This is a genomic window from Pseudoalteromonas sp. BMB, assembly GCF_001709235.1.
Lineage (GTDB): Bacteria > Pseudomonadota > Gammaproteobacteria > Enterobacterales > Alteromonadaceae > Pseudoalteromonas > Pseudoalteromonas maricaloris.
This window is the reverse complement of record NZ_MBQA01000046.1, coordinates 70,634-87,149: the sequence shown is the minus strand read 5'-3', so window position 1 is coordinate 87,149 and position 16,516 is coordinate 70,634. Positions and strand designations below refer to the sequence as shown.

At 44.3% G+C, this 16,516-nt stretch carries 16 protein-coding genes; 12 read left to right on the top strand and 4 right to left on the bottom strand.

Going from position 1 to position 16,516, the window contains the following annotated elements:
• Positions 1–53: 53 nt before the first annotated feature.
• The 6 genes from BB427_RS03520 (at position 54) to csrA (ending at position 6,322) form a co-directional block, all read left to right on the top strand.
• Positions 54–680 (top strand): GTP cyclohydrolase II, encoded by a 627-nt coding sequence (locus BB427_RS03520; protein ID WP_010606207.1) that lies wholly within the window; start codon positions 54–56, stop codon positions 678–680.
• A 241-nt stretch (positions 681–921) separates the two neighbouring features.
• Positions 922–1,719 (top strand): BPSS1780 family membrane protein, encoded by a 798-nt coding sequence (locus BB427_RS03515; RefSeq protein WP_069018961.1) that lies wholly within the window; start codon positions 922–924, stop codon positions 1,717–1,719.
• Complete coding sequence (locus BB427_RS03510) at positions 1,719–2,207, top strand: regulatory protein RecX (RefSeq protein WP_010375943.1); 489 nt, start codon at positions 1,719–1,721, stop codon at positions 2,205–2,207. The genes BB427_RS03515 and BB427_RS03510 overlap by 1 nt, the downstream gene beginning before the upstream one ends.
• Positions 2,208–2,211: 4 nt before the next feature.
• Entirely contained in the window at positions 2,212–4,815 is a 2,604-nt protein-coding gene (alaS, locus tag BB427_RS03505; RefSeq protein WP_069018998.1) for an alanine--tRNA ligase, read from the top strand.
• Positions 4,816–4,822: 7 nt separating this feature from the next.
• Positions 4,823–6,046 carry an aspartate kinase gene (locus BB427_RS03500; RefSeq protein ID WP_069018960.1) on the top strand — a complete coding sequence of 408 codons (1,224 nt, stop codon included), beginning with the start codon at positions 4,823–4,825 and terminating at the stop codon, positions 6,044–6,046.
• 90 nt (positions 6,047–6,136) lie between these two features.
• Positions 6,137–6,322, top strand: a complete 186-nt coding sequence (gene csrA, locus BB427_RS03495) for a carbon storage regulator CsrA (RefSeq protein ID WP_010375935.1) — start codon at positions 6,137–6,139, stop codon at positions 6,320–6,322.
• A 75-nt stretch (positions 6,323–6,397) separates the two neighbouring features.
• Here the strand turns inward: csrA and BB427_RS03490 are convergent, their stop codons facing one another.
• Positions 6,398–6,910: a YcxB family protein gene (locus BB427_RS03490; protein WP_254663573.1), complete on the bottom strand. Its 513-nt coding sequence runs from the start codon at positions 6,908–6,910 to the stop codon at positions 6,398–6,400.
• Between the two features lie 440 nt (positions 6,911–7,350).
• On the opposite strand from BB427_RS03490, the gene BB427_RS03485 reads away from it, so the two are divergent.
• The 5 genes from BB427_RS03485 to BB427_RS03465 all read left to right on the top strand — a co-directional run bounded on the left by BB427_RS03485 (position 7,351) and on the right by BB427_RS03465 (position 11,704).
• Positions 7,351–7,599 carry an OadG family protein gene (locus BB427_RS03485; RefSeq protein ID WP_010375931.1) on the top strand — a complete coding sequence of 83 codons (249 nt, stop codon included), beginning with the start codon at positions 7,351–7,353 and terminating at the stop codon, positions 7,597–7,599.
• 12 nt (positions 7,600–7,611) lie between these two features.
• Entirely contained in the window at positions 7,612–9,393 is a 1,782-nt protein-coding gene (oadA, locus tag BB427_RS03480; protein WP_069018958.1) for a sodium-extruding oxaloacetate decarboxylase subunit alpha, read from the top strand.
• Between the two features lie 10 nt (positions 9,394–9,403).
• The gene (locus BB427_RS03475) at positions 9,404–10,534 is read left to right on the top strand and encodes a sodium ion-translocating decarboxylase subunit beta (RefSeq protein WP_069018957.1); all 1,131 of its coding nucleotides are present in this window, start codon (positions 9,404–9,406) and stop codon (positions 10,532–10,534) included.
• Positions 10,535–10,654: 120 nt separating this feature from the next.
• Positions 10,655–11,377: a subclass B1 metallo-beta-lactamase gene (gene bla / locus BB427_RS03470; protein WP_069018956.1), complete on the top strand. Its 723-nt coding sequence runs from the start codon at positions 10,655–10,657 to the stop codon at positions 11,375–11,377.
• A 9-nt stretch (positions 11,378–11,386) separates the two neighbouring features.
• Complete coding sequence (locus BB427_RS03465) at positions 11,387–11,704, top strand: hypothetical protein (RefSeq protein WP_069018955.1); 318 nt, start codon at positions 11,387–11,389, stop codon at positions 11,702–11,704.
• An 86-nt stretch (positions 11,705–11,790) separates the two neighbouring features.
• On the opposite strand, the gene BB427_RS03460 is transcribed toward BB427_RS03465, so the two are convergent.
• Both BB427_RS03460 and BB427_RS03455 read right to left on the bottom strand, forming a co-directional pair.
• A complete protein-coding gene (locus BB427_RS03460) occupies positions 11,791–13,335 on the bottom strand; it encodes a basic secretory protein-like protein (RefSeq protein WP_069018954.1) in 1,545 nt (514 codons plus the stop codon).
• Positions 13,336–13,584: 249 nt separating this feature from the next.
• A complete protein-coding gene (locus BB427_RS03455; RefSeq protein WP_069018953.1) occupies positions 13,585–14,592 on the bottom strand; it encodes an alpha/beta fold hydrolase in 1,008 nt (335 codons plus the stop codon).
• Between the two features lie 212 nt (positions 14,593–14,804).
• Between BB427_RS03455 and BB427_RS03450 the strand changes: the two genes are divergently transcribed.
• On the top strand, positions 14,805–14,987 hold the full coding sequence (locus BB427_RS03450) for an alternative ribosome-rescue factor A (RefSeq protein WP_069018952.1): 183 nt from the start codon (positions 14,805–14,807) through the stop codon (positions 14,985–14,987).
• A gap of 3 nt (positions 14,988–14,990) precedes the next feature.
• On the opposite strand, the gene BB427_RS03445 is transcribed toward BB427_RS03450, so the two are convergent.
• Positions 14,991–16,403, bottom strand: a complete 1,413-nt coding sequence (locus tag BB427_RS03445; RefSeq protein ID WP_254663572.1) for a sensor domain-containing diguanylate cyclase — start codon at positions 16,401–16,403, stop codon at positions 14,991–14,993.
• Between the last annotated feature and the right edge of the window lie 113 nt (positions 16,404–16,516).

Here is a 16,516-nt window from a genome sequence, read left to right as displayed (position 1 = left end):
ATCCCATTTATGGTAGCATATTGTTATATTATCACATTAGGCAAGATTAAGACGTGGCAGAAGTAAGAGCGAGAGTCGGGCTGAATGTAGGGCAGCATAGTAATATCCCTGCAGAAATAGTTTCTTTTTCAGGGCTAAAAGACGGCCAAGAACATGTTGCGCTGGTATTTAATAGCGCAGACAGTCAGCAGCAAATTCCCCTAATTCGTATGCACTCAGAGTGTTTAACCGGCGATGTCTTTCATTCTTCTCGTTGTGATTGTGGCGAACAGTTAAATGAATGTATCGAGGCGATGCATAAGCAAGGCGGCATTTTGTTATATTTGCGCCAAGAAGGTCGTGGCATTGGCCTGTACAATAAAATCGATGCTTATGTATTGCAATCGCAAGGGATGAACACTTACGAGGCAAACAACCACCTTGGCTTTGAAGATGACTTAAGAGACTTCTCTGATGCCGTGTTGATGCTTCAGGCGCTAGGGTTAAACCATGTTAAGTTAATGACGAACAACCCTAGAAAGCTGAAGGCGTTGAGAAATGCGGGTATTACCGTCGATGAAGTAGTCGGCACTCAGGCGCATGTTAAGGCTGGGGTTTCTGGTAATGAACAGTATTTAAAAACCAAGATCCAACACGGTGCCCACATGCTGGATATCAAAAAGATATCAAAAGCGGATTAGCCTAAGCGTATATGCTTATCACAACAAGCCGACTAGGTAAGTGCTTCGGTTGGCTTGTCATATCAAACATTCTATTCTCTTTCCAATCCCTTAAAACTTAAGATGTCCAAGTAGGTTACGTCTACCATCAGTATTTGTTTAAAATATGCTAAAAAGCGCTGACAAATCCGCCTTTCATGCCTTTTCACTCGACGCGGTAATCAGTATAATCAAAGACGTTATAGCTTAAATTAAGTGGACTATGTCGACACCAATTAGAACATTCAAAGCAAGCATGGGCGTGCAGTGGCTAAAAGCCGGGTGGGCAATTTTCAAAACCCAGCCTATGACTTTCATGCTGATGTACATTTTCATGGCGGTAGTAAGCCTATTACCCCTGTTCGCACCTATTTTTCATATTATCGCAGCCTTGTCAGGTCCTTTTTTAAGCGCTGGCTTCTATCTTGCCGTTATCAATAAACAGATCAATAAACCAATAAAGTTGGCTGACATTTTTGAGCCTTTTGCAGCAAAAGGCCGCCGATTACACTTGTTCCGAGTTGGTATTTATCAAATGGCAGGTGCACTGTTGCTGACTATGGTTGCCGGTGTGCTATTTAGTGATGTGGCGACTGCGCTCGAGAGTGTTGGCCCAAACACCGATCCGAATGAACTTATCGGACTTATCGCGGGCAATATTAGTTTTGCCGAAGTTGCAGTATTTGTGATTGCACAATCGGTCATTATGATGGCCTTTGCTTTTGTTGTGCCTCAGGTCTTTTTCCAAGGTGAAAAACGTATTTTTCATGCGATGAAGTGCTCGCTTGCCGCTTTTTATCATAATATGGCTGCGCTGAGTATTTACGGCTTAGTCGTCGCAGCGCTTATCGTCGCGTCTATACCGCTATCGATGATCCCGGCGATTATTATCATGCCAGTCGCCATGATAGGCTTTTTTGTTTCTTTTCAGGCGATGTTTATGCCAATTATCGTTGAAAAGAAGGAAAATGATGAAAATGCTAACATCTCTCAGTCTGACTCAGGACGCTTTGACGCCTGATGGATGAACAAGAAGTTAAAAAGCTAAAAAACTATGCGGTTTGGTTATTGTCGAGACAAGAGTATTCTGAGTCAGGGTTGACGCAAAAGCTACTGCAAAAAGGGGCTACAGCGGCAGTCGCGGAGCAATTGGTATCTTGGCTAAAGTCGCTTGATTACGTTAATGACGACCGCTATGCAGAGAGCTTTTTAAACCGCCAGATTGCAAAAGGACTTGGAGAAAAGCGTGTATTAATGGATGCAGGGCAAAAGGGTGTGAGCCGAGAGACTTTGCATACGCTAATCGCTGAGCGTGAAATTGATTGGTACATGCAAGCCGCAAAAACCTATGAAAAAAAGTACGGTCTTTGCGCACAACCGATAGAATATAAAGAAAAAACTAAGCGCGTACGTTACATGAGTTATCGTGGTTTTAGTTTTGATGAAATAGATTTTGCAATTGAAGCTGCAATGACTGCAGCAGAGCAAGAAGAAATAAAGGGTGAATGATCACATGCAGCATATGACTACCGCACAAATCAGGCAAAGCTTCTTAGATTTCTTTGCTAAACAACAGCACCAAGTGGTGCCTTCAAGCTCGTTAATTCCGGGTAATGATGCCACCTTACTGTTCACCAACGCTGGTATGGTGCAGTTTAAAGATGCATTCTTGGGTGCAGAAAAACGCCCTTATACGCGAGCAACCAGTTCACAGCGTTGTGTTCGTGCTGGTGGTAAACATAATGACCTTGAAAACGTAGGTTATACCGCAAGGCACCATACTTTCTTCGAAATGCTAGGTAACTTTAGCTTCGGTGACTATTTTAAAACCGACGCAATTAAGTTTGCTTGGGGTTTCCTTACGGATGTGATCAAGCTGCCAAAAGAAAAGCTACTAGTCACGGTTTACCATGAAGACGACGAAGCATTTGATATCTGGTCAAAACAAGTTGGTGTTCCTGAAGACAGGATCATCCGTATTGCGACGGCGGATAACTTTTGGTCAATGGGCGACACGGGTCCTTGTGGTCCTTGCTCTGAAATCTTTTATGACCACGGTGAGCACATTTGGGGTGGACCTCCGGGCTCACCAGAAGAAGACGGTGATCGCTTCATTGAGATCTGGAACTTAGTATTCATGCAGTACAACCGTCATGCAGATGGCACAATGGAGCCGCTGCCGATGCAATCGGTTGATACCGGCATGGGCCTTGAGCGTATCTCTGCAATTATGCAAGGTGTGCACTCAAACTATGAGATTGACCTGTTCCAAGCGCTGATTAAAGCCGCTGCAAAAGTAACAGATGCTCAAGATTTAGAAGATAAATCACTACGTGTAGTTGCTGACCACATTCGTTCGTGTGCGTTCCTTATTGCTGACGGCGTCATGCCATCGAATGAAGGTCGTGGTTACGTGCTACGCCGTATCATTCGTCGTGCAGTTCGCCACGGTAATAAACTCGGTGCAAAAGGGGCATTCTTCTATAAGTTAGTTGCTGCACTCGCTGAGCAGATGGGTGAAGCTTACCCTGAATTAGTGAAGCAACAAGCAATTATCGAAAAAGTATTGCGTATCGAAGAAGATCAGTTTGGTAAAACCTTAGACCGTGGTTTAACTATTCTAGAAGAAAGCCTAGCTGGTATTGAAGGTGACGTTATTCCAGGCGATTTAGTGTTCAAACTGTATGACACTTACGGCTTCCCTGCAGACTTAACGGCGGATGTGGCGCGTGAGCGCTTTATGACGATCGACGAGCGCGGCTTCCAAGCATGTATGGAAGAGCAGCGTAAAAAAGCGCAAGCGGCTGGCAAGTTCGGTGCAGATTACAACGAGCGCTTGAAGTCTGATAAAAACACTGACTTTAAAGGCTATGACGCTGAGCACTATACCGGCACTGTGGTTGAAATCTTTAAAGAAGGTCAACACACCAATACGTTAGAAGATGGTGAACAAGGTGTGGTTATCCTTGACCGCACGCCTTTCTATGCTGAGTCAGGCGGCCAAGTTGGTGATACGGGTGTACTAAAAGTGGCTAACGGCGAGTTTGTGGTTACTGACACGCAAAAGCTAGGTAATGCATTTGCACACCATGGTCATGTGGTTGGCCGCATTGGTGTTAACGATAAAGCCGATGCACGTATTGATGCTGAGCGCCGCGAGCGAGTGAAGAAAAACCATACTGCAACGCACTTAGTACATAAAGCACTGCGTGATTTACTGGGTGATCATGTTACTCAAAAAGGTTCATTGGTACTGCCAGATCGTTTGCGTTTCGACTTTTCACATTTTGAAGGCGTTACTAAAGCACAGTTGCAGCAAGTAGAAGATGCAGTGAACACAGAGATCCGCCGTAACTTTGCTTTGCAAACTGAGTTGATGGATATCGATGCTGCCAAAGACAAAGGAGCGATGGCGCTCTTTGGTGAAAAGTACGATGATGAAGTTCGAGTCGTTTCAATCGGTGGATACTCAATTGAGCTTTGTGGTGGCACACACGTAAAACGCGCAGGTGATATTGGTCTATTCAAGATTGTTTCGGAAGGCGGTATCGCAGCGGGTGTTCGTCGTATCGAAGCAGTAACAGGTGCTGATGCTATCGCTTATGTTAATGAGCAAGAGCAAGTGCTTTCTGAAATTGCGGCTTTGGTTAAGGGTGATACCTCATCAGTGCTAGAAAAAGTATCTGCGCTACTTGAAAAGTCAAAAGGCCTTGAAAAGCAAGTTGCTCAACTAAATGACAAACTAGCAAGTGCCGCGGGTGCAACGCTACTTGACTCTGTAACGGAAGTGAATGGGATTAAATTACTCGTAGCGAACGTTGCAGGAACTGAGTCTAAAGCACTGCGTGGCATGGTCGATGATCTGAAGAACAAGATTGGCTCAGGTGTCATTGCGCTAGGTGTAGCAAATGGCGATAAAGTAAGCCTAATCGCTGGCGTAACGAAAGACTTAGTTGGTCAGGTAAAAGCAGGTGAGCTAGTTAATCACATGGCTTCTCAAGTCGGTGGTAAAGGTGGCGGTCGTCCTGATATGGCGCAAGCGGGTGGTTCACAACCAGAAAACCTAGACGCAGCACTAAACAGTGTTCCAACTTGGTTAAATGAAGTAACGCAGTAATCAGCAAGTGGCGCTGATTGTACAAAAGTTTGGTGGCACCTCGGTAGGTTCGGTAGAGCGTATTGAGGCGGTTGCCGAACACGTTATCAAAACACAACAACAAGGCCACCAAGTGGTGGTCGTGTTGTCTGCAATGTCAGGCGAGACAAACCGTCTCATTTCCCTTGCCCAACAAATCGATGCACGTCCAAGTTCCCGTGAGCTAGATGTGTTGATCACCACCGGCGAACAAGTTTCTATCGCGTTATTGGCGATGGCCATCATTAAGCGTGGGCATTCTGCCGTGAGCTTACTTGCCGATCAGGTTGGTATTAAAACCGATAACATGTTCTCTAAAGCGCGGATCACGGAAATAGACACGGCCCGCTTAAAGCAAGAGCTTGAGCATAACCGAATAACCATTATTGCCGGATTTCAAGGACGCGATGAAGAAGGCAATATCACCACGTTGGGGCGTGGTGGTACAGATACCTCAGCAGTTGAAATCGCAGGGGCTTTGCAAGCAGACGAATGTCAGATATATACTGATGTCGACGGTGTGTACACTACCGATCCACGAATAGAGCCAAATGCAAGGCGTCTATCACATATTACCTTTCCTGAAATGTTGGAGCTGGCCAGTGTGGGTGCTAAAGTTTTGCAGATCCGTTCGGTTGAAGCGGCCGGTCGATATAATGTACCACTGCGCGTACTTTCTTCGTTTTCTCCTGATAACGGCACCTTAATTAGCTATGAGGAAGGTAAGATGAAAAACACTAAAGTGGTCTCTGGGGTAGCGAGTGTCAAAGACGAAGCGCTTATCTTAGTTAACAATGTAGATGCAAAACCTAGTAATCTTGCCAATATACTTTCTCTTCTTGGTGAGCATAATATCGAAGTCGATATGATTAACCATTTGAACCACAGTGAGAAAAAAATAGACTATGCTTTTACTGTGCACACAAATGATTGTATTCTGGCGGAAGAAGTTTTAGCGCAACATGCACAAAATTTAGGTGGCGCAACGGTAGAGGTTAATGCTAACGTGGCAAAAATCTCAGCGGTTGGCATCGGAATGAAATCTCATTCAGGTGTTGCTGGTCTCTTTTTTATGGCATTGGCCGAAGAAAATATTCACACTCTATTAGTATCTACATCAGAGATAAAAATCTCGGCACTAGTAGAAGAAAAATATTTAGAGCTAGCTGTACGGGCTTTACATGCCAAATTCGAATTGGAAAGTACTGAGTAAAAGAAGTTTTTGCTTACTTTTCTAGGAACTTTTATTTAAAATGGATTTGACGCGGAATCTTTTAAATTTTGGAATAACAGGAGCAAGAGAATGCTAATACTAACTCGTCGAGTAGGTGAAACCCTGATGATTGGTGATGAAGTGACTGTAACAGTACTAGGTGTTAAAGGTAACCAAGTACGTATTGGTGTAAATGCGCCTAAAGATGTTTCAGTTCACCGTGAAGAAATTTACATGCGAATTCAGGCTGAGAAATCTAGCCCGGGCAATATGTAATTGACCAAATACTGAATTACGATGTTAGTTAACATGGTTTGACTGGCATAAAAAACCCCGCCACTGCGGGGTTTCTTATTTCAGGCTTTGCTCAGACAAAAAAGCAATCGCTCCTTCGTTAAGTCCAGATTTACTGATATAGCTCGGTTTGTTTTGGTGAAATACCAAAAAACCTCTGTTCGTTTCAACGAGTTTATCTAAGTCGTCAAATGGGTAAGAAAATTCGGCATGTGTCGCTTTGGTGTTAATACCTATTTTAGAGATTGAAACCTCGACGATATTACCGGCAGCGCGAGAATATGACTGTCTTATCACCCACCAAGCTTTACGATAGTAGAAAGCGACGCATTCAACCACAGCCAATAGAATAAGAAAGTTCCCGACGTAGTGCTCCTGCAATCCGTAAATAGCAAACAGCCCCAGTGTAATTAGCAGCACAAGCAAGCCATATTTCGGTTTAACAGCAAGCCCATTGGCTTCAGATTCTTCAAAACACTCTCGATAATAGGCTTTATCTAACTTAAATTGGCTTTGAAAAGATAAATTTTCATTTTGTTCAAGGGAGGGCATAGACGTTCGTTGTGGCAAAAATTTCCCCTTATTATACCCATCTATATTGAAAAAGCTGTAATGCGAATAAATTGTTTGCAGTTCCCTTTTACTATATCCAGCGAAATACGTGTTATACAGCATGACGCTTACGTAAACGTTAACTTTTGGTCAGTCCAATTTACAATTTATCTTGCGTAATCAAAAATCCATTCTATATTCATTAAAATCACTGTATTAGTCGGCGCTATTTTGAATATTTTTCATATTTATTACGTTGGTTTTCCATATTTATTAGTGATTTCAAAGCTAACTTACTGATTGTTTATAAGTTAAGTGTTTTGGTAATACCAATTTACAATGCACTTTACAGTGGAACATTTTTTGTTATAAGGTGAATAAATATCTACAAAAAGTGAAGGTTTATACCGGTTCGTTAACATCGAACAGGAAAACCAAACAGCAAGTAAGGGGTAAAAATGGATATTGGATCGCAGCTACTGCAAGCAGGAAATCTCATGCTGACCGGTATGGTTGGTGTTTTTGTTTTTCTGTCCATTTTGATTTTTGCGATGCGACTGTTGGCCAACTTTGCTGCTCAATTTAAAGAAGTAGAGCCAAGTACCACAAGATCAAAAACAACCAGAGCAACATCGTCACAGGGTGTGCCACAGGCACATATTGCAGCCATTAGCGCTGCCGTTGCAGCCTACAGAAAAAACAATTAATAGGGGTTTTGCATGTCACAGTTAAAGCTAACCGAATTAGTGCTGCGCGATGCGCATCAGTCATTACTCGCCACCAGAATGCGCTTGGAAGATATGCTTCCTATCGCTGAGAAGCTCGACAATATGGGCTATTGGTCTGTTGAATCATGGGGGGGAGCAACCTTCGACTCGTGTATTCGCTATTTAGGCGAAGATCCATGGGAGCGGATCCGTGCACTGAAAGCTGCAATGCCAAAAACCAAACAGCAAATGCTACTGCGTGGTCAGAATCTATTGGGCTATCGTCATTATGCTGATGATGTTGTCGAAAAGTTTGTTGAACGTGCCCACCATAACGGGGTAGATGTATTTAGAATATTCGATGCAATGAACGACGTGCGCAACTTAGAAACGGCTATTAAAGCGGCCATCAAAGTGGGCGCGCATGCGCAGGGCACGATTTCGTACACCGTAAGCCCTGTTCATACGCTGGAAATGTGGCTCACGCAAGCTAAGCAGCTCGAAGATTTAGGCTGTCATTCCATTTGTATCAAGGACATGGCTGGATTACTGAAACCCTATGATGCCGAAAAGTTAATCTCTGGGCTCAAAGCGTCCGTCTCTATTCCTATCGCAATGCAGTGCCATGCAACCACAGGACTCAGTACTGCAACTTATCAAAAAGCCATAGATGCGGGTATCGATATGCTCGATACGGCGATATCTTCGATGAGTATGACCTATGGCCATAGTGCAACAGAAACTATCGCGGCGATTGTGGAAGGTACAGAACGTGATACAGGGCTTGATTTACTAGAGCTAGAAGAGATCGCAGCCTATTTCCGTGAAGTGAGAAAGAAATATGCAGCTTTTGAGGGCAGCTTGAAAGGAGTAGATGGTCGTATTCTATCTGCACAAGTGCCTGGTGGCATGTTAACCAATATGGAAAATCAACTGCGAGAGCAAGGTGCAGGTGACAAGCTTGACGCGGTACTAAAAGAAATTCCAAGTGTGCGTAAAGAACTTGGCTACTTACCGCTCGTAACACCAACTTCACAGATAGTCGGGACGCAAGCGGTATTAAACGTACTTACCGGTGAGCGTTACAAGTCTATAACCAAAGAAACGGCTGGCGTGCTGAAAGGCGAATATGGAGCGACACCAGCGCAAGTCGACCAAGCTTTGCAACAACGAGTGCTTGAAGGCGCAGAGCCTATTACCTGCCGTCCTGCAGACTTAATTGAACCTGAGCTGGATAGTTTACAAAGCGAACTAGTCGCGACGGCAAAAGAGGAACAAATTACCTTAGCCGACGAGGTTATTGATGATGTGCTTACCTATGCATTATTCCCGCAGATTGGCCTTAAATTTCTGAAAAATCGCAATAACCCAGATGCGTTTGAGCCAAAACCGACGCTTGTTGAAAGCAAACAACAAAAAGCTGCAGCGGCGCCTGCTAAAGCTAAGTCATCAGCTACTGAGCGTTACAGCGTAAAAGTGGATGGCAAAGTATATGATGTGGTAGTTGCGCCAGGTGGTGAGTTACAAGAAGTACAAGTCAAAGACAGTGAGCTTATACCGCAATCAACCTCGGTAAGCTCCAGTGAAACTTTGAATGCGCCACTTGCCGGCAACATCTTTAAGCTTATGGTGCGCGCAGGAGATGAGGTGCAAGAAGGCGATGTAGTACTCATCATGGAAGCCATGAAAATGGAAACCGAGGTGCGTGCAACACACAGTGGCCAAGTCGCAGAGCTACTCGTCTCTGAAGGCGATTCCGTCAGTGCTGGCGATGCCATCATGTCTTTAGCATAAGGATGTCGTGATGGAAGGGTTACTTAATTTATGGCAAGCAACAGGGCTTGCCAACTTCACCGTGCCTGCACTTTGCATGATGGCAGTGGGCTGCGGACTTTTGTATCTTGCGATCGCTAAAGGCTTTGAGCCGTTGTTATTGGTGCCTATTGGCTTTGGTGCCATACTCACGAACATTCCTGTTGCTGGGCTTGCCGATCCAGGTGGGCTCTTATACTACGTGTATTACATTGGTATCGACAGCGGAGTATTCCCCTTGTTGATCTTTATGGGGGTGGGCGCGATGACGGACTTTAGTGCACTGATAGCCAACCCCAAGATGCTGTTGCTTGGTGCCGCGGCGCAGTTTGGGATTTTTGCCACTTTGTTTGGGGCTATTTTGCTGAACTATATTCCGGGTTTTGAATTTACCCTGCAAGACGCTTCAGCAATCGCTATTATTGGCGGTGCAGATGGACCAACTGCGATATTCCTCGCGTCTAAGCTTGCACCAGAGTTACTAGGGGCAATTGCGGTGGCAGCCTATTCGTATATGGCGTTAGTGCCAATTATTCAACCACCAATCATGAAAGCACTCACGACGCAAGAAGAGCGTCAGATTGCGATGCCGCAGCTGCGCCATGTATCAAAAACCGAGAAAATCCTCTTTCCTCTGGCGGTACTGGGCTTAACGATACTGTTTTTACCTGCAGCAACACCTTTAGTTGGTATGTTCTGCTTGGGTAACTTGATGAAAGAGTGCGGTGTAGTAGACCGCTTGAGTAAAACGGCGCAAAACGAGTTGATTAATATCACCACTATTTTCCTCGGGTTGGCGGTGGGCTCAAAGCTGGCCGCTGATCAATTCTTAACGGTTGAGACGTTGGGGATTTTAGCGCTAGGTGCCGTGGCATTTGGAATTGGCACAGCTGCTGGGGTGCTAATGGCTAAAGCGATGAATAGATTTAGCGATACCCCCATTAATCCGTTAGTTGGCGCTGCTGGGGTATCCGCAGTCCCGATGGCTGCGCGCGTGGTCAATAAGGTTGGCCTTGAAAGTAATCCGCATAATTTCTTGCTGATGCATGCGATGGGCCCCAATGTAGCGGGTGTATTAGGCAGTGCGGTTGCTGCTGGTATTTTGCTTGCGCTGGTAGGTTAATTTACACTTCTCCAACCATTTGCGTGGCGATTTTAGATTGCCGCGCATTTTTATTGCTGGACTTTATATTCTTGAACTTGATAGTCTTTCGTCACTTTTAATTAACACGAACAACTTCAGATGAAGTTTTTAGCTCCTTTCTTATTCTTGTTACCCTGCGTGACAGTTGCAACAGAAGCATCGACTTTAGTGGTAACGCCGATTGCAGAGCATGTTTATAAACATGAATCTTCGCTACACGTTGAACCTTGGGGGTTAGTGGCAGGCTCTGGGCTGGTTGTGGTCGACGGTCAAGATGCGTACATTGTTGATACACCTTGGACCGAGCAAGACACAGAAGCGCTGCTTTTATGGACTGAAGACCGCAAGCTCAATGTTAAAGGGGCGGTGATCACGCATTATCATCAAGATGCTAGCGGTGGCCTAGCGGTATTAAATAAACATCAGATCCCAACCTATGCATCAGCCCAAACTAACCATCTATTAGCCCAAAAACACAGCGCTATCGCGTCACATAATTTGCCGCAAGCCTCATCAGCGATAAAGTCAGGTGTCGTTGAAACCTATTACCCAGGTGCAGGGCACTCGAAAGATAATATTGTCGTGTGGCTGCCACAATCTAAGATTTTATTCGCAGGATGCTTTGTGAAAAGTGTGGTGAGTAAAAGTTTAGGTAACTTGGAGGATGCTTCGGTTGATGAGTGGCAAGCGTCTATACACAAGGTATTGAGCCGATATCCAGAAGCAAACATGGTTGTCCCTGGGCATGGTAAAGAAGGGGGTTTATCTTTGTTTCACCATACTGTTGAGTTAATCAAAATCGAGCAATCAAAAGGTAGATAAAGGACTGACATGAAATTTATTCCATTTCGTAATTTACGCTGTCCGGGTTTAGAAACTGCGCTGTGGTATTGTCGCTTGTTGTTTTTAACGGGCGTAGCCTTGATAGTGCTCGGGGTGATCAAAGAGGGGATTGCAATCTATCATTGGCTAGTCGCCATGGTAGAAAACGGCGACGCGCCAATAAAAGCAGCCTATCTCTATGACTTAGATTTGCTTTCCCACCCAAACTTTCATTTGATCATTGTTGGAGTGGTGAAGATCTACTTCTCCTGTGGCCTCGCGATTAAACTAAAAACAATGTCCCACGAGCAGGCGTTACAAAAATAACGAATACCACGTAAAGGAGTCTCATAGAGGAGTTTCTCAGAGAAATTTGTTAGACCCTTTTACGTGGCGGAGTTACTATTTAAAAATTAATACTCCAGCTGTCCACCATTTTGGATAAAGGCGACATATTCGTTCCAAACATCTTCAACACTTCGGCCCAAGATGTGTTGAAATGCAGCATCAAATGACCAAGTATAATTGCCCATATCTTTCGCCGCTTTATTAAACTTGTAGATAAACTCTGAGTCGTGCTGTTGTTTGACGTAATGCAAGAAAAACCCAGTTGTGGTGTAGCCACTAAGCCAGCGTTTAGCGTTGATGATATCTGGTGAGCGTGACTTATGAAAACCCGCACCGATCCGCACGGCATCAGCTAAGCCTTCGGTGTATGCCCAATTTGCCTTGCCATCACCATAGCTGTCATGAGTCAGCGGCGAGTTATTGTAACCATGGGTAACTTCGTGGAATAAAATGCCGTCGATTTCATCACGGATCACGGCATCGTTGTTATTATTATCGCGATAAATACGCTCTAAGTGCGCGGTGCTAACGACAATAGTCATCTCACCCGAACCGTCTTGTCCCATCTTATAGGCAACGAAATCCTTACCCCAATGATCTTTGGCTCTCAGCTCAAACTGCAATTTTCTAAAACGCTGGGATTCACTGGCGTTGCGGTATAGCACTTTTGCTACATCCACGCAGCGTTCGGCCATGTGTGTAGCTGGGTTTGGAATGATCCGTTTAAATAATGCCGAGCCTTGTGTTTCTGGGTTAACATCAACAAAGTTTACTTCCGGACGTTGCCATGTGTCGTTTGGTGGTGTGTTATCGCTACTGACGGTTAACTCATAATTGGCGCTTTGGAAACCGTATACAGAAACATAAACCGGCGCATTTGAGCTTATATCACAGCGCTCGTTCGAGCTGGCATCATTGATACTTTGGCAGTCATAACTTGCGGTGGTCGGTTGGCTATTTGCTTTTAGGTATAGATCTGCATCACCGCTGCCAGTCAAGGTTGCTGTGATGGGAGCTGAGCTTGTAAATGGCCCAAAATGCGCCCATTGACCAGGGGTAACGCTACCACTTCGATTAAATGGCAAGGTTGTATCACCGTTTGCCGGAGCACCGATAAATTCGATTTCTGCAAGCTGTAATAAATTGGCACCTTGCGTTGCGGTAACATTTAAGCGCACAAAGCGGTACGCTTGATTGGTACTGACATCGAACTGCTTAGTTTGATGTCTCGAAGCAAAACTTTGATTGTTTTGCGAATCTATAGTGAACCACACTTGACCGTCTTGAGAGCCTTGAAGCGTCCAATTTTTGGGATCTCTTTGTGGCGCATCGTTCGCAGAAGTGAGGGTGTAAGCTGTTAAATTCACCGCTTCGCTAAACGCATAACTTATCCAACCGAAAGCTGAAAACGTAAGCCACTTGCTGTAGTGGTTATTATCAAATGCGTTGACTTTGCCCTCATAGGGTTGGTTTTCTCCTGAAACGCTGATAGCAGCGGCATTGGCAGTAGTCAGATCGCTGTTTGCGTGCGCCGAGCTTAAGCCCAGGCTCACTAAAGCGGCTGCTATAAAAGAACGTTGGAAACGCGTTTTAGCTATAATGATGTTCATGTTGACCTCTTTTGTATCGTTCCACTTTTTGTGGGTAGATATCTGTTGATGTTGTATCCATGGCTATTTTTATTTTGGTGTCCAAATTAATTTGGAACGGTTTAATTGTTGTTGCTTTTATGTACGTTTGTCAAATGGAAATTTACTTTAATTTAACGATAAGGATAGAATTGGTGTTCCTGATTTAGCTTGAATTACGATGCGAAGGCTAGCACTGTCAGGCGTTACAGGGCGTAATGTCAGGGAATGTTATTTATTTTGGACTGTGTTTTGTTGGGGCGTGTTTGATTGATTTTTCGGGACTTTTTTATTCGCAGTCTCTTGAGTTGCAATTTGTTTGTGTTGTTTCTTTTTTAATCGCTTTCGCTCTGCTTTAGTTACGTGTTTTGCCACCCATTTAGCAATCTTTTGCATGAGCATTGGAGGGAAGTCATGACCCATCCCATTGACCAGTTTTAGTTTGGATTTGCGAATAGTAGCGGCGGTTTGCTGGCCAGCGGCCGCCGGGAAAATAGGGTCGTCTGTACCATGGATAACAAGTGTAGGCGTTTTGATCTTTGCCAGCGTGTGCTTGCGACATTGGCTTGCGACAATCGCCGCAAGCTGGCGCTTAAATCCTTGCGGGTTATGTGCGCGTTCAATACTGTGTTTGGCTTGTTGATGTAGCGTCCCTTCGTCTTGAGGGTAGGCGGGACTGCCGATCAGCTGGTTGAGTTTTATATTGTATTGAATGGCAGATTGGTGGCAGTCTGACTTTGGCCGTGCTTTTGCCAGTTGCAGCATGACTTTTACATTTGCTGCGGTAAACTTGGGATACGCTGAGGTTGACATAATTGAGGTCAAACTTACCACTTTCTTTTTATGCTTAGCAGCAACGATTTGTGCAATCATCCCGCCCATAGAAGCACCAACAAGGTGGGCGCGTTTAATCTTAAGCCCTGCCATCAAAGCGACAACATCTCCGGCCATATCTTCTAGGGTATAGGGAACTGAGGCGCGGATGGGAAGCTTTTTACTCAGCATGGTTTTTATCACACTCGGTGAACCAAGATGATCCAAGTGGCTCGATAATCCCGTGTCGCGATTATCAAAACGTATCACCCGAAAACCTTTACTGACTAGCCCAAAGTACAATTCATCTGGCCAAATTGTCATTTGTGCCCCAAGACCCATTATCAAAATAATTACGGGGGCGTGAGGCGCTCCCTCGTCCTGATAATGTATGCTGATCCCGGTTGCAATCTTGATATCGGTCATTGTCGCGAACGTTTAGCTTGACTTGAAAGGGCTGCATTTAAGTATAGAGCGTGGGTATGAACTTAACTTTAAAATAGCAGTCAAAAAAGACGAAAATTTATTGCTAAAAGCCATTGCGCTTTAAAACATTTAGGTTAATATTTGCGCTTGTTGATGGTCGGAAATTATGCATCAACACTATCAATTTATATGATTCTTATTTGGAGTAAGTCATGACTAAAAAAAGCAAATTTCAGCATGCTCATCAGCGTGGTGAAATTAAAGACAACGCACTAAAAGCGTTGGTGACCAGCCCGTTGTTTAAGGCGAAAGTTGAAAAGAGCAAAAAAGGCAAAGGTAGTTATCAACGGAGCGTAAAGCACAAAGGCCAAGAGCCTTACCTTAAGGCAGCCTAAGCTTTAAGATAAGGTTTTTTGCTGATACATTTGCTTGTCAGCTTGTGCGATTAAGTCGCTGATATCTGTTATCGGGTGTTGGGAAAATGCTCGCCCGACACTACCTTGAATTGCTACCTCTTGTTTTCCATGACTAAATTGCAAGGTATTGAGTTGTTGTTGCAGCTGTTGTGCTTTTTCTTCTGCAGATTGTGTGTCGTCAAATAAGCAGAGCGCTGCAAACTCATCGCCACCTAGGCGTCCTACAATATCTTGTTTTCTGATGCTTGATGACAAAAACGTCGCAACATGGGCAAGCGCCTTATCTCCAGCATCGTGACCAAATTGGTCATTAATCAACTTAAACTTATCTAAGTCAATGTAAAATAATGCCAAAACACCACCACGTTTATTAAATTGCTCGACTAGCACGTTGGCTTGTTTGTACCAGCCTCGACGGTTAAAAATTCCGCACAATTGATCATAATTTGCTTCATTTTCAGCTTGTTGCTTTTGCTGTCTGAGTCGTCCAATGCGTTTAGATACCGCAACGGCAAGCAGTAAAGACTCAATGGCAAACGCAAAAATAAGTGCATAGCGCTGCATAAATGGGCTATATCCCACTAACAGCACGCGAAATACCATACCGACTAATACTAGGCTCAGTGCCGCAAAAACCAAACTTGCTTCGCCAATTTTACGCTTGGTTTGAAGAGCTGATAGCACAAAGATAGTGGCGACAATAACGAGGGTTATATAGGCCATAATTTGGCTTAATAAGTAGGACAATTGTGCTTGTTGAGTGGGAATTTTAAGTATGCTCAGGAGCATCACGATACCCGCGGCACTTTTAAGTAACAACACGAGTTTTGGCCACTGTTTATCAACAAGTAGGATACTCAACATAAACCAAGTTGCTGAAACCACAGTGAGACCAATACTAAGTAAATATGCGTGTTTGAGTAATGGCTTATACTGAGATGAAACAAAAAGATTTAATTGCCCTTCTTGGAATAATACAAATCCACAAAGGCAGAAGATATAAGCGCCGTAAAGCCTAAATATAGGATCATTGAGGCGACTACCCATGATCAATACATAGCAAATCAAGGTAAAGCAAAGGCCATAAAATGCGCCCATGACTAGGCTGCTTTTTTGACTTTCCCAAATAAATTTCCCCATGCTCATCAGCCTAAATCTTGGCGTATGAATTTGCATAGAATCTAAGCTTAAGGTTGCTGTGTATTTACCTTTTGGAATGATAAATGCGGGCTGTGAGAACTTAACGGGCGAAGGGGCGTTGACTCGCCACTGATAGTGATTAAGACCAACATCTACAAATGAAAAAACGCTGTCTTCATGTAAATTGCAGGCTACCGAGACGGTATTGTTGCCGCGTTCAATTTTGCTATAAGACGTGGTATTGATAGTAAGCAAAATTGAGTTGCCGTGAGCGGTCGTGAGCGAGCAATTGTCATCAAGCGCAAAAATTGAGGGGCTAAACAAAAATACGGCGCCGTAAATAACAGCGAGTAGGAGCGTAAGCTTCC